Genomic DNA, 19,790 nt, shown 5'->3' on the forward strand with positions numbered 1-19,790 from the left:
GACAACTGTCCCACTCTCGAACTCATCTTCGGCCAATGACGGGCCCTTGAGCGACGGTCCGCCGTGGTGGCGAGACGGTCGGACCCGTCGTCTCGCGAAGGAGCTCGATGATGCGGTTCGGTCTCTTCGGCAGCAGTTCCACGCGGTCCTCCGCCGCGATCCCGTCGACGTGCCCGACAACGGATTCGCAGCCCGGCATCGCGGCCGGGACGCCGCAACCCGCCGAGGGCGCCGACGAGACGGACCTTGCAGGTCAGGCCGGGCGTCGGAGGCCTCCTGGCCGGCTGCGGCCCGGCGTGCTGATGGCAGCGGATCATCCAGCGACGGACGCGGCGATCCCCACGGCGATCGACGCGGCGACGGACCGCGCGCGGATCGAGGCCGAACAGGCGCACGCGCGGGTCCTGACCGCGATCGACCGCCAGTCCGCCGATGCGGCGGTGCTGTCGAGGGCCGATCAGGACTGGGAAACGCTCAACCGGCGGCGTTTCGCCGTCGGCGATCGGATCGACGCCTCGAAAGCGGCGACGCTGATCGAGACGCGGCGACAGCTGGATATCGACTTCGCCCGGCACTGCGGTCTCATCCAGGCGCATCGGGAGGCGGCACAGGTCGTCGCAAAGGCGGCTACGCAGGCCACCCAGGCTCACCGGGCGCTGGCCGATGCGACGCTGGCCGCGATCGACAAGGGGACTGACAGCCGCCACATCCACGCCGCGTTGGCCGGCCATGCCGGCATGGCCGAGCACATGGCCTCGCAGGCCCGGCGCCGGCGTGACGAGCTGCAGTCGGCCGCCGACACGGCGTTGCAAGCACTGGATGACGCCGTCTGCGCGCTGGCCGATCGCTGTCACGCGATGTCGTCGCTCGACGCGGGCACCGGGATTCCGGGCGACGACGAATCGAGCGCCGCCTCGACGAGCGCCTCCGCCCGCCGGGGCGGCCTCGGCGAGGTCCTGCGCCGCCCGCTGGACGGCCTGCGCGAGCGCCTCGCGCCAGTGAAGGTGGACGCGGCGGTCGGACCGTTCGCCGTCAGCTCGACCGTCAAGGCGCCCACGTCGACACCCGACGTCGAAGCGACGGCGCGACGTCCGACCACCGCCGCCAGCCCGCGCGGCCTCCAGGCGATCGACGGGAAGGCGCGCACGGCCGGCGGCCGGGTCGCGGCGCTCCTGACGCAGGGGGCGTCGAAGCGATCGAGCCACGACGCCCCGCCGGTGCGCGCGCCTGCAGCGTTCGGCAGCGCGGTGGCGTTCAGCGCCGAGGTCGACCGCCTGTTCGCGCCGCTCCCTTCGATCGGAGAACGCCCCGGATCGCGTCTGCGGACGGGCACGGACGCCGCATGTCTCGCGCAGGTCCTGCTCGACCATTCGAAGCGCGAGGTCGACGGACGGCCGGACGGTCATCCCCTGCGCCATGAGCAGGCGCTGCTGATCGCCTCGACGCTGCGCACGGTGACCGCCGATCCGGCGCGGGCGCTGCAGGTCCATGAGTTCCTGCGCCACGACCTGCCGCCGGCGCTGGCAGGTCTGTCGACGAGCACGGCCGCCGGCGGCAAGGCGGCCGAACGCGCCGCGCGTCACGACCCCGCCATCGAACGGATGGCCAACGCGGCCCGGAGGACGCTCGCGGCGACCGCCGGCGGTTTCCAGACGCTGCTCGATCTGCAGGGGATCGCCCTGCCGGCGCCGGTGCTCGGCCCTGAGGCGCGACGATACGCGGAGCAATCGTTCGAGCATTACAAGCTCGGGCTGCGCGCCGAGGAGGCGCTCCTCACGCTCGGCATGAAGGTACGGGGGCGGCAGTCGACCACCGACATCAGGAACGCCCTGGAGGATCACCCGGACAGCGCGCGACTGCTGGATCCCTCGCGCCTGGGCACCGGCAATGCCCGGCACCGCCCCGGCGGTCCGCGCGAGGCCGAGCACCCCGCGACGCTGGCCGCGCAGGCCTTCCTGTACGCGACGGAGAACCTGGATCGACCGTTCCGGGCGGCCGAGGCCCGTCCCGACATGAAGCCCGCCTACGTCGCGCTGCGCAACGGCTTCACCGAGAGCGGCCAGGGCTCCGACTTCCACCTGATGGCCAAGCGGCTGCGCAAGTTCGTGATCTACATCGACCTCGCCTGCAAGACGCCGGAGGGTCGGTCGCCGACCGCCCTGGACAGGTTGCGCGCGCCGGTCCGCGCCGTGCGCCGCCTGATGGGGAAAGACAAATCGCCGTTGCGCACCTTGCTCCAGGCCGGGCCGATGGGCGCGGACCTGGGACCGGTGGCGCGGGTCGGCATGACCGCGGATACCGTAAAGGCAGGGACGGCGGTCTCATGGATCGCGAAGCTCGAAGCGGACCCGGCGGGCGGCCCGTTCACGTCCGACGAAGAACGGCGATCCCTGCTGGCCGACTTCGACCGGGCGACGCCCGCCCGACGCCGCGACATCCTGCGCCGGGTGATGCTCCCGATCGTCGCCGGCAACGATTCGTCCTCCTACAGCGACGGTCGCAAGTACGGGCTGGGCGGCACCTTCGGCTACGGCGTGGCGAGCGTCGGCGGCTTGGGCGGCATGACGGCCGGCGTGACGCCGGTGGGAGAGTTCAACCTGGACCACAGCCGCGCGGCCGTGTTCCGCACCGGCGTCGCGCCGACGACAGGACTCATTTTCCTGGGCAATGAACGCAAGGTGACCGGTTCGATCGGCGCCGGCGTGCGCGTCGGCGCGCAGGCGGGGCCGGTCGTGAACCTCACGGCCCAGGCCATGGCCCGGCTGGGCGGCTCCCACCTCGTGTCCAAGGGTCTGATGATCCGTACGAAGCGCGACGCCACGCTCGCGACGAAGTCGGCGGAGGCCGCCGGCGCGGCGTCGGCGTTCTGGAATCCCGCCAGCGCCGACGTCGTGAACGCGATCTTCGAGATCGCCGACCAGCCCGCGGCGCAACGACCCGCGCACGGCGGCGCCATGTGGACGCAGATGGTGGACCGGATCGGCGATCTCTCGACGGTCTCCTTCGGCTGGAACGCCGCGAAGACGCGCACCGCCGACGTGTCGGTGTCGCTCGAGGGCACGGCGGCCGCGAGGCTGGGACCCGGCGTCGGCGTCTCGCTGGTCGCAGGCGTGGGCCTCAAGCACACCTTGCTCAACAAGAGTGAATCGCGCGACGCCGCCGGCGCCCTGCGCAGCGTGCAGGCGGGCAGCGGTTCGCGCACGGCGCTCGGCGCCGGAGTCAGCCTGGGGATCAGCCATCCCACGCTCCCGGTGCCGGGGGGACCGAAGGTCGCGCTCTTCGGACGGCACAAGGTCGGGGTCGACACCGAACTGGTGATCCAGTCGACGAACGGCATGGTGCGCATCACCACCGAAGACGGCAAGGTTCATCCCCGGCTGTCCTTCAAGCACCGCGAATTCGGCGTGCGGGACGACTTCATCAAGGTCCTGAACACGCAGCGCGATGCCTGGTCGGCGCGCCTGGGCAAGCGCGGGCCCGACGGTCGGCTGCGGGACGGCGACCGGATGCTGGACGACTTCCTCACCCGTCTGGTCAACCTGCCGCCCGGCGGCAACCGGGTCTTCATCGAGCGCAAGTGCCTCACGGCCGAGGCCGCCGAGACCATCAACGCCTGCATGGACCGGCTCGCGGTGCTGCAGCGTCCGCTGCCGCCCGGCATGCCTCCGGACGCGGGTGCGCAGGAACAGGTGACGATCCTGCAGCGGCAGATCGCCGCGACGGCGGCCGACGAATCCAGCTGGCAGCCTTTCAAACTGGTGGTCAACGAGACCGTCCAGCGGGTGAAGGAACGCGGGCTCGGTGCCGACGTGCGCGCCACGCCGGGCACCGGCGAAGACGATTTCGCCGACCGCTTCCTCGGCGGGGGACGGGTGACGCTGGGCGGCCACGTCGACACGGCCCTCGGCGGCCGGGATCTGCTGACGATGGACGCCTTGCCGGCGACGGTCTGACGCGGTCCCGGCGAACGCGGTCCGACGCGCGACCCGGCCGGTCCGGACCGAGTTGGCCCGGACCTGTCCCCCTTATCCGGGCATGGTCGGCGTGGCGGCGCGACACAATGGCCCGATGAAGACACTGTGCATCGAAGGCTGGCGGGGGGTGAACCACTCCATCGCGATGGTCAACCAGAACCAGATCCTGGAGATGGTGAAGGACCCGCGGTTCGAGCTGTTCCACAAGGACGCCCCGTTCTTCATGCCGCACTGGGACAAGAGCAAGCTGGATTCCGGCTTCGCGCCCGAGGAGCGGGCGATCATCGACGGCCTGCCCGATCCGGGCGACCGCGTGATGGACGCGCGGCTGCGCATCGCGTCGCCGGTGCGCCTCACCGACCCGGCGGCCGCGCGCCGCAACGCCACCTTCGTGGTCACCGAGTTCGGCCTCTCGGGCAAGAGTTTCGATCCGCCCGAGATGGCGCCCTCCGCGCTGACGCAGGGCGACGACTTCGTCGTCACGCCGACCCGCTGGTCCAAGGCCCGGCTGGTCGACTACGGCTTCGACGCGGACAAGGTCCAGGTGGTGCCTCATGGCTACAAGACCGACACCTTCTTCCCGATGACGCCCGAGCAGCGCCAGGCCGCGCGCGCGGCGCTGGGCATGGCCCCGCACGAGACCGTCTTCACCAACGTCGGCGTGGCGACCTGGAACAAGGGCATCGACCTGCTGCTGCTGGCCTTCGCCGAACTGCGCCTGAAGGGCCTGCCGGTGCGTCTGATCCTGAAGGACCACCAGGGCTTGTACGGCATCGGCGTCGAGCGCGTCTTCGCCGAACTCGCGACGCGCGCACCGCTGCTCAACACGCCGCAGGTGCGCGACGGCATCGCCATCCTGTCGACCAGCCTCAACCTGCCGCAGCTGCGCTCGCTGTACGCGCTGTCGGATGCCTACGTCTCGCCCTACCGTGCCGAAGGCTTCAACCTGCCGGTGCTGGAGGCGATGGGCTGCGGCACGCACGTGATCGTCAGCGGCGGTGGCGCCACCGACGACTTCACGCCGCCCGAGCTCTGTCACCGCCTGCACAGCCGTCCCGGCACCGACGCCGATGCGCCGCAGCCGGTCGGCGCCTTCGTGGTGCCCGACCTGGACGACCTGCGCGAATCGATGTTGCAGGTCGTCGAGCAACGCCTGACCCCGGCGCCGCGCCGCGAGGCGGCCCGCCTGCGGCTGGAGAAGCGCTTCTCCTGGGCCACGGTGACCAAGCAGCTCCTGGACCTGCTGTGACATGAGCGCACCGTCCGTATCGAAGCCCAGCATCGCGGTCGCCATCGTCGACACCGACCTGCACGTGCTCGCGCGCCAGGCGCTGCTGCACAGCATGCGGGCGATGGAGCTGCAGGGCCTGCCCTTCAGCCAGGTGCTGATCTACTCGGACAAGCCCGAGCTCTGGCCTGGCCTCCCTGTCATCCCGGTGCCGACGCTGCGCTCGATCACCGAGTACAACCTGCTGATCACGCGCGAGCTCGCCAAGCACCTCAGCGCCGACCACGTGCTGGTGATCCAGTACGACGGCTTCGTGCTCAACGCCGACCAGTTCTCACCGCACTTCCTGCACTACGACTACATCGGCGCGCCCTGGCCCAACTACGAGGTCAACGAGGTCGGCAACGGCGGCTTCTCGTGGCGCTCCAAGCGGCTGGTCCACGCGGTCGCGCAGCTCGACTACCCGGATCCGACCGAAGCCGAAGACCTCTTCATCTGCCGCACCATGCGCGAGACGCTGGAGCGCGCCGGCTGCCGCTTCGCGCCCAAGGCGATCGCCTCGCACTTCTCGGTCGAGTTCCCGTCGGTGCCCTACCCCACCTTCGGTTTCCACGGCATCTTCCACCTGCCCAACGTCTACCGCGAGATGCCCGACTTCCTGCTGGACCATCTCTCCGACCGCATCGTCAAGAGCCGCAGCGGCTTCCTGCTGCCCGGACTGCAGGCGGTCTCGCCGGCCGCGGCGCAGAAGCTGCAGGCGCGGCTGGACTCTCTCTCGAAAGCCTCCCCATGAACGCGAAGAAGCAGATCGTCATCCTGATCCCTCACGGCGTGCAGACCGGCGGCCCGGAGGCCCTGCACCAGCTGTCGGACTCGCTGATCCGCCAGGGGCACGACGCGCGCGTCTGGTACGTGCTGCCGACCGACCTGCCGGCGGTCGACGACCTGTTCCGCCGCAACGGCCTGACGGCCGGCACGGCGCTCAAGCTGCAGCCGCGGCCCAACACCGTGGCCGACTACCAGAAGTACCAGGTGCGGCTGGCCGAGGAGATCGCGATGACGCCGGACACCTGCGTCGTCCTGGCCGAGACCTATGTGCACTGGCTGCGCTACTTCCAGCCCTGCACGCCCATGGTCTGGTGGCTGAGCATCGACAACGCCTTCGAGTACCTGTCGGTCAACAAGATCAACCTGAACCTGCTGCGCAGCGAGCGGGTGCTGCACACCTACCAGTCCGGCTACGCGCACGACGTGATCCGGGCGCTGGGCTGCGGGCGCACGCTGCCGCTGTCGGACTACACGCCGGGCAAGCCCGCGCCGGCCGAGGGCGAGCCTGTCTTCGAGACCGCCGCCAAGACCGACATCGCCCTGAACGCCAACCACAAGGTCGTCTACGACGTCGGCGCCATCGCGGCGCGGCTGGAGGCGGAGAACGGCTGCAAGGTCCACCTGATCCGCGGCCTGACGCGCGCGCAGGTCTACGAGGCGCTGGGCCGGAGCAGGCTGTTCATCGACCTGGGCACCTTCCCCGGCAAGGACCGCCTGGCGCGCGAGGCGCTGATGCGCGACTGCTGCGTCTTCGCACTGGACGTCGGCGCCGCGCGCGACTACGCCCTGCCCGACGAGTGCTACTTCAAGCCGGACCAGGTCGACCAGGTCTTCGCCGGCGCGCACGAGCTGATGCGCAACTTCCCGCTCTACCTGGAGCTGTCGCGCCCCGCCCAGCAGGCGGTGCAGCGCGAGCGGATGATCTTCGAGCGCGAAGTCGCCGGCCTGGCGCACGCCTTCGGCGCCTAGTCGCCGAGGGGACCGATGGGGCCGCTGAGCCCCCGGGGACCGCATGCCATCGGGTTTCCCCCGACCGCGAGGTCCTCCTCTCCCTGATGTAGGTGATCCCCGCACACGGCTTTCGGCGCGCTTCCAATTGAGAAACGTGCGGATAGCGCCGAAGATCACATTGGGATCGCAACCACGGTCCCACATCCATCAGGGGGATAACAAATGAACTTCTCAGGCCTCAAGGTCAAGACCAAGCTGTGGGCGGGTTTCGGCGTCATGGCGCTGATCGTCGCCGGCGTGTCCGGCGCGGCGCTTCACTGGCTGAACCAGTCGAGCTCGCGCGTCGAGAACTACCTGAGCGGCGTCGCCGCGCGGGAGCGCATGGTGATCGCGGTGCAATCCGCGGCCAAGTCGCGCGCGATCGCGGCCCGCAATCTGGTGCTGGTCACCACGCCGGAGGACCGGGCTAAGGAACTGGCGGCCGTGACGAAGGCGCATGAGGAAGTGGGCCAGTCGCTGGCCACGCTGAAGTCCCACCTGGCCGCCGCGCAGGACGTGACGCCGCAGGACCGGACCCTCTTCGACAAGGTCGCCACCGTCGAGGAACAGTACGGCAAGGTCGCGCTGGCGATCGTCGGCCTGGCCAACGACGGCAAGCGCGACGACGCGGTCGCCAAGATGAACGCGGAGTGCCGCCCGCTGCTGGCCGCGCTGCTGACCGCCACCGGCGACTTCATCCGCTACGAGGACGAGCGCTCCGCGGCGGTGACCAAGGAAGCGACCGAACTCTTCGCCACCGACCGCACGCTGCTGATCACGACGGCCGTGCTGTCCGCCGCCGTCGCCGGTCTGCTCGGCTGGCTGATCAGCCGCGCGGTGACGGCGCCGCTGAACCGCGCGATCAAGGTGGCGCAGTCGGTCGCCGACGGCGACCTGCGCGACGAGATCCAGGTCGACGGCCGCGACGAACTGAGCCAGCTGCTGACCGCGCTCAAGGCCATGAGCGGCAATCTGTCGACCATGGTCACCCATGTGCGCCAGGCCGCCGACGGCATCGCCACGGCGTCGACGCAGATCGCCAGCGGCAACCAGGACCTGTCCAGCCGCACCGAGACCCAGGCGAGCGCGCTGCAGGAGACGGCGTCGTCGATGGCGCAGATGACCGAGACGGTGCAGGTCAACGCCGAGTCCTCGCGCAAGGCCACCGGCCTGGCCGACGCCGCGGCGCAGGTCGCGGGCCAGGGCGGCGAGGTCGTGCACCGCGTGATGACGACGATGGAAGCCATCACCGGTTCCAGCAAGCGCATCGGCGACATCACCAGCGTGATCGACGGCATCGCGTTCCAGACGAACATCCTCGCCCTGAACGCGGCCGTCGAGGCGGCCCGCGCCGGCGAACAGGGTCGCGGCTTCGCGGTCGTGGCCAGCGAGGTGCGGGCCCTGGCCCAGCGCAGCGCCCAGGCGGCCAAGGAGATCAAGACGCTGATCTCGGACTCGGTCGAGAAGGTCGACGCCGGCGCGGTGCAGGTGCAGGAAGCCGGCCGCACGATGGACGAGGTGCTGACGCAGGTCCGCAAGGTCACCGACCTGATGGGCGAGATCAGCGCCTCCACCGATCAGCAGACCCACGGCATCGTGCAGGTCAACGAGGCGGTGGCCGCGATCGACCGCGGCACGCAGCAGAACGCGGCGCTGGTCGAGCAGAGCGCTGCCGCAGCCGAGAGCCTGCGCCAGCAGGCGATGGCGCTGACCGAAGCGATCTCGCGGTTCAAGGTGCGCAACATGGCGGTGGCCTGACATCCCCCGGCCTGCGAACCGCGGGCAAACGGCAGGTAAAACCAGAACGGGAGCCATCAAGTCTCCCGTTTTTCTTTCATCTTCCGGCATCAATCTGGTGCAGACGCCGGTTCGGTGCGATCGCCGGACGTCCGGGCCAGAACTTGTCGGAACCGGCTTTGCACCTGCTGCGATGCAGCATAGAGTCTGCCGGTGTCCAGCCCACTCGTGAGGTCCAGCATGAGTTCGATCGCCATGACGATGTTCCTCGACTCCTCGCCGGGGGAGCTCGTCGACCTGCCGCACGCCGGCTCCGGTCTGGAGCATCCGCTCGTCTTCGACAGCGCCGCGCGCGAGATCCAGAAGCTCGCCGCCGACGGCCGGGCCGAGGTGGTCCAGCAGCGCGTGAGTTCCGTGGGCGACGAGTCGCTCATCGAGGAACTGCGCTTCCGGCGCATCGCCTGAGCCCTTCTTCTCACACGCTTGCCCCCGCCCTCGGGGCCCTCCTGCGGCCTCAGGGCGCGTTCGCGCTCGCAGCCAGGTCCGCCTGCATGCGCGCGCGCATCTCGGCGATGCGGCGTCGTTTCTCCTCGCCCTTGGCGAGCTGATCCGGCGGCACGCCCATCGCGCGGCCCTGCTCGATCTGACGGTCGAGCAGCGGCAGTTCGCGATCGGCCGCGTCCACGAAGGCGCGCTGCACGGCCTGATGCCTGTCCTGCTCGCGCCGCGCGTAGGCCGGGTGGTTGTCGAGCTGCCACGCGGGGGTGGCCGCCTCCTCGCCCGCCCGCTGGATCGGCGGCGTGCGATCGTCGCCGGCCACGCGCGAATCGGCGAGGCTCCAGGCTGCGGGAAGCTCATTGCCTGCTGACGACGCCGGCGTCGCCGGCGCCAAGGCAGACGCGGCTGCCGCCGGATCGACCGCCTTGTCCGTGGACGACGAGAGGTCAGCTTCCCGCGTCGACAGCCCCTCGTTGCCCGGACGGCTCGACGCCGACGCGGGGGCAAGTCCCGCGTGAACCGCGGTCGGCTCCGCAGCCTCGCTGCCGCCGAAGCCGATCGGCGCGTTGAAGGCGACCCAGACGAGCGCGACGCCTGTCAGCGCGATCGCCGCGCCCGCTTCAATGCGCATGGCCATGCTCCCCGCCCGTGGGCGTCGGTCGTTGCGGCTCGAAGGGCGATGCCGGCGCTGCGACGCCGGGCGCCCAGCGCAGGCCCGCGGAGGCCAGCAGCTCGACCTGGCGCTGCTGCCAGCGCGCTTCCAGCTTCTCCAGGGCGACCGCCTGCCGCGCCTCGTGGCGGACGGTCTCGCTGTCCGCGGGATGACGCCCGCGCTTCACCGACAGCGCCTGCACGCGTTCCCAGCCGTTGCCGTCCGGATGCCGGATGGGCGGCGAGGCCACGCCCGCCGGCCAGGCCTGCAGCAGATCGAGCACCCAGGCATCGACCTCGGCTGCGGGTCTGGGGTCGCCGAGGCGCCAGGACACGCGCACCGCGCCGGGGCGTCCTTGCAGATCAGCCCCCGGCGCCTGGTCCGCGCAAGCTGCGGCTGCGCAGCGCAGACGCAGTCCTTCAACGGATTCCAGCCGTTGGAACCGGTCCAGATGCGCGCGGTAGTACGCGCCGATCTCGTCCTCGGACACCGACGCCGCCAACGCGTCCCGGGGCGGCGCTTCCGCATGCGGATCGCCGCTCAGACCCTGCCATCGCTCCCAGGCCAGCTTGCGTTGCCGGGCCTCGATGATCCGGCGCACGAAGTCGAGCTCGGCGCCGCTCCAGCCGCTCTCGCCGCGCAGCCATTGCTCGACGAAGCGTTCCCGCAGCAGCTGACGCGCCTGGGCGCGTGCGTAGTCCAGATCACCGCCGAGCAGGAGCCGGCGGCCTTGCACGTTCTGCGTCGGCCAGACGTCCGCCAGCGTGATCGCCCCGGCGGGCGTCCGGCCGAACGCCCGATGCCGCAGCAGCACGAACCGCGCGGCGCCGGCGCGCTGCGCCGCGTCGAGGTCCTCGTTCATCCGCAGGCCCCCGCCCTGCCCGGCCGACCACAGCGCCTGCCACGCGCGCGCATCGACCGTCGACGACAGTTCGGGCTTCGCGGCCTTCCAGTCGCGCTCGATCCGTTCGGGCCAGACCTGCTGCAGGGTCGCGAGCCATTGGCGTCGCACGTCAACCTCCGGCGAGAACGCCACGCGACGACTCGCGAACAACGACTCGTCGCCGACTTCCCGCGCGGCCGCGTCGCCCATCAGCAGATCGATCGCCAGCCGGCGCGCGAGTTCCTGCAGCGTCAGGTCAGGCTGTTCGCGTCGGGCGAGCATCAGCAGCGCCTCGGCGGGACGGCGCAGGATGGTGTCGTCGCCGACACGGGCGATCCAGGCGGATGAGACGCGCGCATCGACCGCCGTCGCCGCGATGCCGCGGCTCGCCGGCATGATCGTCGCGCCGCAGACGACCGCCAGCGCCGCCACGGTCGCCGCCGCGGCGCGCGAGGCCCGCGCCCTCACAGCCGCTCGGCCGCGCGATTCAGCAGATGCACGACCATCGCGATGGCGTGCGGCACGACGACGCGTCCGACGTCGCGACGGACCGCGTGGTCGGTCGTCGACAGCACCTGCCCGCCGCGGCTGTACGAGATCTGCCCGCCCTGGCGCAGCAGCGGGCGGATGTCGGTCGCGGTCGCCGCCAGCGGCGCGTAGCTGCCCAGCGCCGTGGTGACCAGCGCATCCGCGTTCAGCGTCTCGCTGTCGTAGTAGTCCTTGACCCAGGTCTCCCAGCCGGAGTGGTTCAACGCCGACGTGGTCCACGTGTGGTGCGGCTGCAGCAGGTCGGTCGTGTGCATCACGAAGCCCAGGCTCTGCACCGTGGGCCGGGCCAGGAACTGCGACCACCAGTATTGACCGAGGTTGTCGATCGGCTGGAACGGCGCCTTCTCGAAGTCCGCGTACATCGACGCGCTGGACGCGCCGCCCTGGCGGTAGTTCGCTTCGGTCAGTCCGTACGAGTTGTACTTGCTGCCGTCGCTGAACCAGCCCTTCATGCCGCCCTTGCCGTCGTCGAGGTGGTCGCCGACCAGCCACGCGGCGGCGAGGTCGTCGATGTCGCCCTTCACCGTGAGCTTCGCGTAGTTGTAGCCGCCGAAGGGATTGCCGTGGACGTCGGGCCCCTGCGTGCGGTTCTGGAAGTGCCAGTAGGACGTGTAGTTGACGATGCCCGAGCCCAGCCCCCAGACCGGCGCGAGCACGCAGTCGCCGGTCACGGCGCCGCAGAGGTAGGTGTCGGCGAAATCGTCGACGTCGTAGGCGCCCTGGCCGAGCTGCTCGGCGAACTGGTCGATCGTGTAGCCCGCGCGGGTCACGCCGGCCAGCAGCTTGGCGTAGTTGGTGGTGTCCGCATGCCGCTGCATGTAGCGGACCGCATCGATGGCGATGCGCTTGTGGGTTTCTTGGGCGAAGGCGCTGGCCTCGGTCTGATGGATGAGGCCGGCCGCCGCGGCGGCCAGGAGCAGGATGGATCGCATCGAAGTGTTCCCTGATGGTCCCGAAAACCGCGTGCTTTCCGCACGTCGAGATATGGGGATGGATGTTCAGGGAAGCGGATGACGATCCGGTGAAGGATTCATGCGACGCCGGGGGGGGCGCTGTCCCCCGGCGCCGGGACGCGGCCCGCGCGACTAGGCGCGCGACTTCCGCGCGGCGTCGAAGCGACGCGCGACCTCGTCCCAGTTCACGACCTTGTAGAACGCCGCGATGTAGTCGGGACGACGGTTCTGGTACTGCAGGTAGTAGGCGTGTTCCCACACGTCCAGCCCGAGGACAGGCGTGCCGCCGGAACCGATGCCGAGCATCAGCGGGCTGTCCTGGTTGGCGCTGCTCTCGACGACCAGCCTGCCGTCCGCGTCGACCGTCAGCCAGGCCCAGCCGCTGCCGAAGCGGGTCAACGCGGCCTTGGTGAACTTGTCCTTGAACGCGTCGAAGCCGCCGAGGTCCGCATCGATGGCCTTGGCCAGGTCGGCCGTCGGCGCGCCGCCCCCGCCCTGACCTGCCGGGGCCATCACGGTCCAGAAGAGGCTGTGGTTGGCGTGTCCGCCGCCGTTGTTGCGCACCACGCCGCGGATGTTCTCCGGCAAGGCATCGAGCTGGACGATCAACTGCTCGGCCGGGATGTCGGCGAAGGCGGTGCCTTCCACCGCACCGTTGAGGTTGTTGACGTAGGTCTGGTGGTGCCGGGTGTGATGGATCTCCATCGTGCGCGCGTCGAGGTGGGGCTCGAGCGCGTCGACGGCATAAGGCAGCGGCGGCAGGGCATGGGACATCGTGAGACTCCGGAGGAGCCCGTCGCGTCGTGCTGCCGGGAAGGTCGCTGGTGCGGGGCGGTTGAAGAATGGGAGTCCCATTCTTGTCGCTCCGCGCGCAGCGCTCAAGTCGCCGGGCCAGTAGACCCGGCCCTCACGGGGTCATGCCTTCATGTCGGGTCGTGTCAGGTCTTGCCCGGCTTCCCCATGAGCTTGCCGACCGCCTTGTCGACGGCACGCTTCGGGGGCTTGACCGCCGGCCGCGCGTTGCGCACGCGATTCGCGAGGAACACCTCGCCGATGTCCAGCGTGCTCTCATGGCCGACGTGTTTCGCGCAGGTGGCCAGCCAGCCGTCCGCGGCCGCGCGGCCGAGACTGAACAGCGTCGTGAGCAGCCGCGGATCGGTGTTTAGCTTGCTGGACGCGCCGAACTGCGCCAGCCCGCCCTCGTCGGCCACGCGGTGGAGCCGCATCTGCTTGTAGCGGGTGGGATCGACGCGCTGATCGCGCAGCAGCCGCTGCACGAAGTGGATCGCCCGGAGCTCCGCGACCAGGCTGGCGTTGAAGGTGATCTCGTTGATGCGGTCGTCGATCTCGGTGGACGTACGCGGGATGCCGTCGTGCTGGCGCGGATTGATCTGGATCAGCAGCACGTCGTCCGATTCGGTGCCGTAGACCAGCGGCCACAGCGCCGGATTGCCCGAGAAGCCGCCGTCCCAGAACGGCTCGCCGTCGATGACGACGGTCTGCGCGCTGTGCGGCAGACAGGCCGAGGCCATCAGCGCCTCGATGCTCAGGTCCTCGCCGCTGAACACGCGCGGCTGGCCGGTGCGCACCGAGGTCGCGGTGACGAAGACCTTGATCGGTCCGGCGTGCACGGCGTCGATGTCGACGTGGCGGCGGACGATGTCCCGCAGCGGATCGAGGTTGAACGGGTTGAGCTGATACGGGCTCCACAGCCGCAGCCACGCGTCCCAGGCGGCCATGCCGGGCCAGGCGCTGCGGTTGAAGACCCAGGCGGGCGTCTCGAGCCGCGCGATGTCGGCGGGCCCCTTCGTCTCGCCCACGACGCCGAAACACGCCGGCACGCCGGAGACGTCCTGCCAGAAGCGCGACAGCGCCTGTCGCGCCCCCAGCGCGCCGCCCTGTGCGAAACCGGTCGCCATCACCGCGGCGTTCATCGCGCCGGCACTGGTGCCGGAGACACCGTCCAGGCGCAGAGAGCCGTCCTCGAGCAGCCGGTCCAGCACGCCCCAGGTGAAGGCGCCGTGGGAGCCGCCGCCCTGCAGGGCGAGATCCAGGGACTGCCGGAGATCCGGCTTGGGAACACGCGAGGACGACGCCATGGGAACCTTTCTCGGGGGCGTCCGGAATATAAGGCCGCTAGGTCGGCTCATCGCCTGGGGCCGAAGATCCCCCACATGTTCCTCACGCCGGCGGCCCGGAAGGTCTCGCCGTCAAACGCGTGTTCCGCCCGACGCTCGATCTCCAGCCGGTCCGCAGATCGACGCCAGGACAACAGGCCCCGCAGGCCGTTCAGCAGCCGCCGATGGAGAGGTGGCTTGCGCCCCAGCTCGGCCGGCAATCCGATCGACTCGATGCGTGACATCGTCTGGGCCAGGGCCGCCGCCTGGCCGATGCCGGCGATCCGGTCGCGATAGGCTCTCTCCTGCCCGGCCAGTCGCCCATGGATGTCGGCCGCCCTGGAAGCCTCCTCGGCCTCCTTGACTTGACCGCCGTCCAGGGCCTTGGCAGCGACGGCGCTCCAATGGCGCTGCTCCCGCTCGAGGTTGACGACGAGCCGGTCCGTGCGACGGACCAACCCGGCGCCGCCAAGGACGACTTCGGAAGGCGCTACACGAGACTGCCCGACCGACCCCTGCGTGACACCGGGACGTCCTGCGACGGTGACGCCGCGAAGCCCCTTCGCGGCCAGAGCCTTCTGCAACTGGCAGGAAAACGCCTGCATGCGCCCCAGACCGCTGCCGCTGCTGCAGGAATGCAGATAGACCGTACCGGCGAAATCCTTCGGCAAACCCTGGTCGAGCAGTTGCTCAGCCACTCGCCGTGCCGTGAGCCCCCCGACCGTGGCGGCGCGCCAGCGGCCGCCGGGGTCGCCATGCCCCAGCACGATGACACGGCCCTGTGGATCGATGCCGTCGAGCGCCCGGGCGCCATCGGGCACCGCGCCCTTGGGCAGCATCACTCGCCCCATGGCCCGGGGCGCGCCGTTGTAGGCCTCGGCCATCTCGGCCCACATGAACTGGAGATTGTCGGAAGGATCGGGACGGAAGATCCTCGCGCCGTCCGTATGCGGCCCCTTCTTCAGCACCGTACCGAGCGACCGGACCTTGCCCGCCTCATGCAGCGCCAGTTCGACGCTGGCGCCGTCGCCGCCGACACGCAGCGACCAGTGGGGCCGCTCGACGGCGCCGCCCTCGCTGCCGAGGCGCGGCAACCGGTGGGCAGGCGACGACGAGCGACGCGCCAGGATCTGCGCCAACCGTTGAAATGCTTCTTGCTCCAGGACCACCGGTCGAGTCCAGTCGAAGCGTTGCAACAGCGCCGCGCCGATGAGGCGCGCCACGTCCGCCTGGATGGCGCTCACCCCGGTGCCGCCGGGCGTCTGTTCCGGCACGGGCCTTTGCGGGCTCAGTGACTCACCGACCTCCCATCTTCCGGACACCGCGCTTCCGACCACGCGCCCGGCGGGAGGCGCAGCCGGGAGATGGGCCTGTCGGATCTTCTCCAGCGAGCCGCTCATCGCCCGCTCGGACTCCGGCAACCGAGACCACGCCGACGAAGAAACGCCACGGGTGTGCTCGCGCAGTTCATGCAACAGATGCCCGAGAAATCGCTCCGAGTGGCGAGCCCCGGGCCCCTCGGACGTCCATCCCTCGGCCTCCTGCTCGACCTGCAGCCAGACTCGAGCACCTTCCACGGGCTCGAACTCATGGCGAAGCCCTTGCTGATCGACGTGCAGTCCGACACCTCGGGGCCACCAGTCCGCGCGGACCGCGCAGGCGGCCTGACGGCATGCCGTGCTCGCGCTGGCGGCGCCGTCAGGGTCTTCCTGCCAGGAGGCGTCGACGGCTGCAGCAACGCCTGCGAGATGCGTGGGCTGAGGGGCGCATGCAGCGCCGGGGAATGACGGGGACGGCATGGTGAGCGGCGCAGAGTGGCGACCACCGATGAGTTGTCGATTGAATCGACAAGTTCGAATGATGGAGGTCCGCCGTCGACCATGCGTCCGCTCGATGCGCACGCATCGACCCGCCGCCCCGATTGCCATCGAAGAACAGGCTTGCGCCTTCGCCTACCTCGGCGCCGGGTCGCCCGGGAGCCAGCGCTTGTGGATTGCCTGGAAGGTGCCGTCGCGCTTCATCTCGTTGAGCTGCGACTGCCAGGCGTGGATCGTCCCCATCGGGGTACTGCGCGAGAACGCGATGTAGCCCTCGCTCGCGGCGAAGCTGAAGACCTCTTCCAGCGCGTCCTTCGCGACGCCGGCCTGCACCAGCGTCTGCGGCATCGACAGCTTCTCCGCCGCGAACAGCGGCGCCCGTCCGGCGGCCAGCATGCGCACGCCCTGGATGGGATCGCTGATCTGCTGCAGGTTGTGGAAGCCGGCGGACTGCAGCTGCGCCAGCGTGTACCAGTCCCGCACGACCAGCACCTTGGCTGCGCGCTTCGCTTCGGCCAGCGAGCGCAGTCGGAGGCCGCTGCCCGCCTTGGCGTAGAAGGTGCTCTGGAAGGTGACGATGGGGCCGACCCATTGGAAGAGCTTCTCGCGCTCGGGGATGCGGGCCATCGAGAACAGCGCGGCCGGCGGCCCGTCCTGCGCTTCGCGGAAGGCGCGCGCCCAGGGCATGAACTCGATGGGCAGCGACTGGCCGAGCCGTTTCTGGATCGCCTGCACGAGGTCGACGGAGAGGCCGCGCGGCTGGCCGGCCTCGGTGAAGTTGATCGGGGGGAACTCTTCGCTGAGCAGGCGCAGCGACGCAGGCGGCGCGCCGCCGGAGGAGGCGGTGGCCAGGGGCGCCGGATTCGGCGCGGGCGGTGTCGACGCCGGCCCCGGCGCGACGGCCGGGGGCAGCATGGTGGCGTGGCTGGCGGCTTGTGCGCCGCTGAGCCAGGCCAGACCCGCCAGGGTCAGGTGTCGTCGATGCATCCGCGAATCAGGTGAGGCTGTCGAACCATGATAGGCGGCGGTAACGAATCGTCACCTGCGCATCGGGGAGAAGCGACACGCGCGGTGCGCATTCGTGCGCAGACGCGGCCGGGGAAAACACCGAGCCGCGCTGTCGCACAAGCGTCATGCGTTCACGTCATGCAGTCACGTCATGCGTCACTTGCCGCCGCGCAGCTTCGCCAACTGCGCCTGCGTTTCACTCCACAGGTCCATGCCGACCTGCGTCGCCACGCCCGCATTCACACGCGTCAGCTTGTCGCGCATGCGGGCGGTTTCCGCCGGGCTCAGCTCGTTGACCGTCATGCCCTTGGTCTTGAGTTCGGCCAGCGCCTTGGCGGCCTCGTCGCGCGTGTCCTTGCGCTCGAAGTCGCGGCTCTTCACCGCGGCCTGCTGCAGCACCGCCTGCTCGTCCTTGGACAGCCCGTCCCAGAACTTCTTCGACACCGTCACGATCCACGGGCTGTACACGTGGTTGGTGACCGTCAGGTACTTCTGCACCTCGTAGAACTTGGCCGACAGGATGGTGTTGTACGGGTTCTCCTGGCCGTCGACCGCGTTGGTCTCCAGCGCGGTGAACAGCTCCGAGTACGGCAGCGGCACGGCGTTCGCGCCCAGCTGCTTGAAGCTGTCGAGGAAGACGTTGTTCTGCATCACGCGCAGCTTGATGCCGTTGAGGTCTTCCAGCTTGTTGACCGCGTGCTTGCTGTTGGTCAGGTTGCGGAAGCCGTTCTCCCAGTAGACAAGGCCGATCAGGCCCTTGTCGGTCAGCTTGGCCTTGACCTTGTCACCGACCGGTCCGTCCAGCAGCGCATCGGCTTCGCGGACGTTGTTGACCAGGAAAGGCGTGTCCCACAGCGCCATCTCCTTGGCGATGCCGACCAGCGTCGCGGTCGAGCCCACCATCATCTCCTGCGCACCGCCGATCAGCGCCTGCTGCATCTGGTTGTCGGGTCCGAGCGCCGCGCCGCCGATGGCGCGCACCTTCATCTTGCCGCCGGAGAGCTTGTTCACTTCGTCGGCGAAGACCTTCACCGCGCGGCCCTGGTTGCTGTTCTCGGCCAGGCCATAGCCGAAGCGAATCAGTCGCGGCTTGATGTCGGCGGCCTGCGCGGGCAGCGCGGCGGTCAGCATCACGGCGCCCAGCGCCGAGGCGACGGCCAGGATCTTGCGGCGGGTGTTCAGGCTCTTCAGGCTCATGCTTGTCTCCTTGGGGAATCGGACTCGACGGGATTCTTGACGAGGCGCCCGGCGCTGCTCAGCGCATCCACTTGATGGGCGCGGTGACCAGTTCGGGGAACGCGGTGAACGCGATCAGGATGATGGTGTACGTGATGAGGAAAGGGTTCACGCCCTTGATGACCTGGTGCATGGACAGCCGGCCGACGCCGGCCACGACGTTGAGCACCGTGCCCACCGGCGGCGTGATCAGGCCGATGGCGCCGTTGAGCACGAACATCAGGCCGAAGTAGACCGGATCGATGCCGGCCTTGACAGCGATGGGCAGCATCACCGGGGCGAAGATCAGGATGGTGGGCGTCAGATCCAGCGCGGTGCCGATGACCACGAGGATCAGCATCATCAGCGCCATCAGCAGGCGGGGCGAATCGATCAGCCCGCCGAGCCAGCCGGTCAGCACGCCCGGCAGGTCGGCCAGCGTGATCATGTAGCTGGCGACCTGCGCACCGGCGCACAGGAACATCACGATGGCCGTCGTCTTCGCGGCGCGGACCAGCACGCCGTGCAGGTCGCGCAGGCTCATCTCGCGGTGCACGACGAAGCTGATGACCAGCGCGTAGAACGCGGCCACGACGGCGGCCTCGGTGGGCGTGAAGACGCCGGTCTTCATGCCGCCGATGATGATCAGCGGCATCAGCAGCGCGAAGAACGCCTTCACCGTGGCCTTGAGCCGGTCGAGCATCGGCAGCGGCGTGCCCGGCGGCAGGTCGATCTTGCGCAGCTGCAGCTTCCATGCGATCAGCAGGCCCACGCCCATGAACAGGCCGGGCACGATGCCGGAGATGAACAGCGCGGAGATCGAGGTATTGGTCGTCACGCCGTAGATCACGAAGGGCATGGACGGCGGGATGATGGGCGCGATGATGCCGCCCGACGCGATCAGGCCGGCGGAGGTCGCCATCGGATAGCCGTGGCGCTGCATCATCGGCAGCAGGATGGTGGCGAGCGCGGCGGTGTCCGCCAGCGCCGAGCCGCTCATGCTGGCCATCAGCACGGCCGCGCCGATGGCGACGAAACCGAGCCCGCCGCGGATGTGGCCGACCCAGGCCTGGGCCATCTCGATGATGCGCCGGCTGATGCCGCCGGCGTTCATCAGCTCGCCGGCGAGGATGAAGAACGGGACGGCCAGCAGCGGGAAGCTGTCGATGCCGGCGACCAGGTTCTGGGCCAGCAGCTGCGTGTCCCAGAAGTCCAGCGCCCAGGCCATGCCGGCGCCGGTCAGCACCAGCGCGAAGGCCATCGGGATGCCCAGGCCCATCAGCAGCAGCATGCCGCCGGAGAAGACGATGAAGGCGAGTGCTTCGTTGCTCATGATGGATG

General features: G+C 69.9%; 15 protein-coding genes. 6 read left to right on the forward strand and 9 right to left on the reverse strand.

Annotated elements, in window-relative coordinates:
• The first annotated feature begins 110 nt into the window (after positions 1 to 110).
• The 6 genes from ACQZ13_RS15940 (at position 111) to ACQZ13_RS15965 (ending at position 9,222) form a co-directional block, all read left to right on the forward strand.
• The gene (locus ACQZ13_RS15940) at positions 111 to 3,953 is read left to right on the forward strand and encodes a hypothetical protein (RefSeq protein ID WP_431046054.1); all 3,843 of its coding nucleotides are present in this window, start codon (positions 111 to 113) and stop codon (positions 3,951 to 3,953) included.
• Positions 3,954 to 4,068: 115 nt separating this feature from the next.
• Positions 4,069 to 5,223 carry a glycosyltransferase gene (locus ACQZ13_RS15945; RefSeq protein ID WP_431046056.1) on the forward strand — a complete coding sequence of 385 codons (1,155 nt, stop codon included), beginning with the start codon at positions 4,069 to 4,071 and terminating at the stop codon, positions 5,221 to 5,223.
• A 1-nt stretch (position 5,224) separates the two neighbouring features.
• A complete protein-coding gene (locus ACQZ13_RS15950) occupies positions 5,225 to 5,995 on the forward strand; it encodes a DUF5672 family protein (RefSeq protein ID WP_431046058.1) in 771 nt (256 codons plus the stop codon).
• Entirely contained in the window at positions 5,992 to 6,999 is a 1,008-nt protein-coding gene (locus tag ACQZ13_RS15955) for a hypothetical protein (protein WP_088404357.1), read from the forward strand. The genes ACQZ13_RS15950 and ACQZ13_RS15955 overlap by 4 nt, the downstream gene beginning before the upstream one ends.
• A 204-nt stretch (positions 7,000 to 7,203) precedes the next feature.
• Positions 7,204 to 8,778 carry a methyl-accepting chemotaxis protein gene (locus tag ACQZ13_RS15960; RefSeq protein WP_431046060.1) on the forward strand — a complete coding sequence of 525 codons (1,575 nt, stop codon included), beginning with the start codon at positions 7,204 to 7,206 and terminating at the stop codon, positions 8,776 to 8,778.
• A gap of 219 nt (positions 8,779 to 8,997) precedes the next feature.
• The gene (locus ACQZ13_RS15965) at positions 8,998 to 9,222 is read left to right on the forward strand and encodes a hypothetical protein (RefSeq protein ID WP_431046062.1); all 225 of its coding nucleotides are present in this window, start codon (positions 8,998 to 9,000) and stop codon (positions 9,220 to 9,222) included.
• Positions 9,223 to 9,271: 49 nt separating this feature from the next.
• Here the strand turns inward: ACQZ13_RS15965 and ACQZ13_RS15970 are convergent, their stop codons facing one another.
• From ACQZ13_RS15970 to ACQZ13_RS16010, 9 genes are all read right to left on the reverse strand, one after another.
• Positions 9,272 to 9,886 (reverse strand): hypothetical protein, encoded by a 615-nt coding sequence (locus ACQZ13_RS15970; protein ID WP_431046064.1) that lies wholly within the window; start codon positions 9,884 to 9,886, stop codon positions 9,272 to 9,274.
• Positions 9,876 to 11,258 (reverse strand): hypothetical protein, encoded by a 1,383-nt coding sequence (locus ACQZ13_RS15975; RefSeq protein ID WP_431046066.1) that lies wholly within the window; start codon positions 11,256 to 11,258, stop codon positions 9,876 to 9,878. The genes ACQZ13_RS15970 and ACQZ13_RS15975 overlap by 11 nt, the downstream gene beginning before the upstream one ends.
• Positions 11,255 to 12,271 (reverse strand): phospholipase, encoded by a 1,017-nt coding sequence (locus tag ACQZ13_RS15980; RefSeq protein WP_431046068.1) that lies wholly within the window; start codon positions 12,269 to 12,271, stop codon positions 11,255 to 11,257. Before ACQZ13_RS15980 ends, ACQZ13_RS15975 begins: the two co-directional genes overlap by 4 nt.
• Before the next feature lie 153 nt (positions 12,272 to 12,424).
• Positions 12,425 to 13,066, reverse strand: coding sequence for a superoxide dismutase (locus ACQZ13_RS15985; protein WP_431046070.1), 642 nt, complete (start codon positions 13,064 to 13,066; stop codon positions 12,425 to 12,427).
• Positions 13,067 to 13,230: 164 nt separating this feature from the next.
• Positions 13,231 to 14,391, reverse strand: coding sequence for a patatin-like phospholipase family protein (locus ACQZ13_RS15990; protein WP_431046072.1), 1,161 nt, complete (start codon positions 14,389 to 14,391; stop codon positions 13,231 to 13,233).
• Between the two features lie 47 nt (positions 14,392 to 14,438).
• Positions 14,439 to 15,809, reverse strand: a complete 1,371-nt coding sequence (locus ACQZ13_RS15995; protein WP_431046074.1) for a hypothetical protein — start codon at positions 15,807 to 15,809, stop codon at positions 14,439 to 14,441.
• Between the two features lie 552 nt (positions 15,810 to 16,361).
• Entirely contained in the window at positions 16,362 to 17,213 is an 852-nt protein-coding gene (locus ACQZ13_RS16000) for a substrate-binding periplasmic protein (protein WP_431046076.1), read from the reverse strand.
• Between the two features lie 177 nt (positions 17,214 to 17,390).
• On the reverse strand, positions 17,391 to 18,431 hold the full coding sequence (locus ACQZ13_RS16005; RefSeq protein ID WP_431046078.1) for a TRAP transporter substrate-binding protein: 1,041 nt from the start codon (positions 18,429 to 18,431) through the stop codon (positions 17,391 to 17,393).
• Between the two features lie 58 nt (positions 18,432 to 18,489).
• Positions 18,490 to 19,782 (reverse strand): TRAP transporter large permease, encoded by a 1,293-nt coding sequence (locus ACQZ13_RS16010; RefSeq protein WP_431046080.1) that lies wholly within the window; start codon positions 19,780 to 19,782, stop codon positions 18,490 to 18,492.
• Positions 19,783 to 19,790 lie beyond the last annotated feature (8 nt).

It is taken from the genome of Roseateles sp. L2-2 (genome assembly GCF_050613215.1).
GTDB classification, from domain to species: Bacteria; Pseudomonadota; Gammaproteobacteria; order Burkholderiales; family Burkholderiaceae_C; genus Roseateles; species Roseateles noduli.

Excerpts from the sequence above, each read along its gene's own strand:
- ACQZ13_RS15940 (WP_431046054.1), top strand. The coding sequence starts at position 111 with ATGCGGTTCGGTCTCTTCGGCAGCAGTTCCACGCGGTCCTCCGCCGCG.
- ACQZ13_RS15945 (WP_431046056.1), top strand. The coding sequence starts at position 4,069 with ATGAAGACACTGTGCATCGAAGGCTGGCGGGGGGTGAACCACTCCATC.
- ACQZ13_RS15950 (WP_431046058.1), top strand. The coding sequence starts at position 5,225 with ATGAGCGCACCGTCCGTATCGAAGCCCAGCATCGCGGTCGCCATCGTC.
- ACQZ13_RS15955 (WP_088404357.1), top strand. The coding sequence starts at position 5,992 with ATGAACGCGAAGAAGCAGATCGTCATCCTGATCCCTCACGGCGTGCAG.
- ACQZ13_RS15960 (WP_431046060.1), top strand. The coding sequence starts at position 7,204 with ATGAACTTCTCAGGCCTCAAGGTCAAGACCAAGCTGTGGGCGGGTTTC.
- ACQZ13_RS15965 (WP_431046062.1), top strand. The coding sequence starts at position 8,998 with ATGAGTTCGATCGCCATGACGATGTTCCTCGACTCCTCGCCGGGGGAG.
- ACQZ13_RS15970 (WP_431046064.1), bottom strand. The coding sequence starts at position 9,886 with ATGCGCATTGAAGCGGGCGCGGCGATCGCGCTGACAGGCGTCGCGCTC.
- ACQZ13_RS15980 (WP_431046068.1), bottom strand. The coding sequence starts at position 12,271 with ATGCGATCCATCCTGCTCCTGGCCGCCGCGGCGGCCGGCCTCATCCAT.
- ACQZ13_RS15985 (WP_431046070.1), bottom strand. The coding sequence starts at position 13,066 with ATGTCCCATGCCCTGCCGCCGCTGCCTTATGCCGTCGACGCGCTCGAG.
- ACQZ13_RS15990 (WP_431046072.1), bottom strand. The coding sequence starts at position 14,391 with ATGGCGTCGTCCTCGCGTGTTCCCAAGCCGGATCTCCGGCAGTCCCTG.
- ACQZ13_RS15995 (WP_431046074.1), bottom strand. The coding sequence starts at position 15,809 with ATGAGCGGCTCGCTGGAGAAGATCCGACAGGCCCATCTCCCGGCTGCG.
- ACQZ13_RS16000 (WP_431046076.1), bottom strand. The coding sequence starts at position 17,213 with ATGCATCGACGACACCTGACCCTGGCGGGTCTGGCCTGGCTCAGCGGC.
- ACQZ13_RS16005 (WP_431046078.1), bottom strand. The coding sequence starts at position 18,431 with ATGAGCCTGAAGAGCCTGAACACCCGCCGCAAGATCCTGGCCGTCGCC.
- ACQZ13_RS16010 (WP_431046080.1), bottom strand. The coding sequence starts at position 19,782 with ATGAGCAACGAAGCACTCGCCTTCATCGTCTTCTCCGGCGGCATGCTG.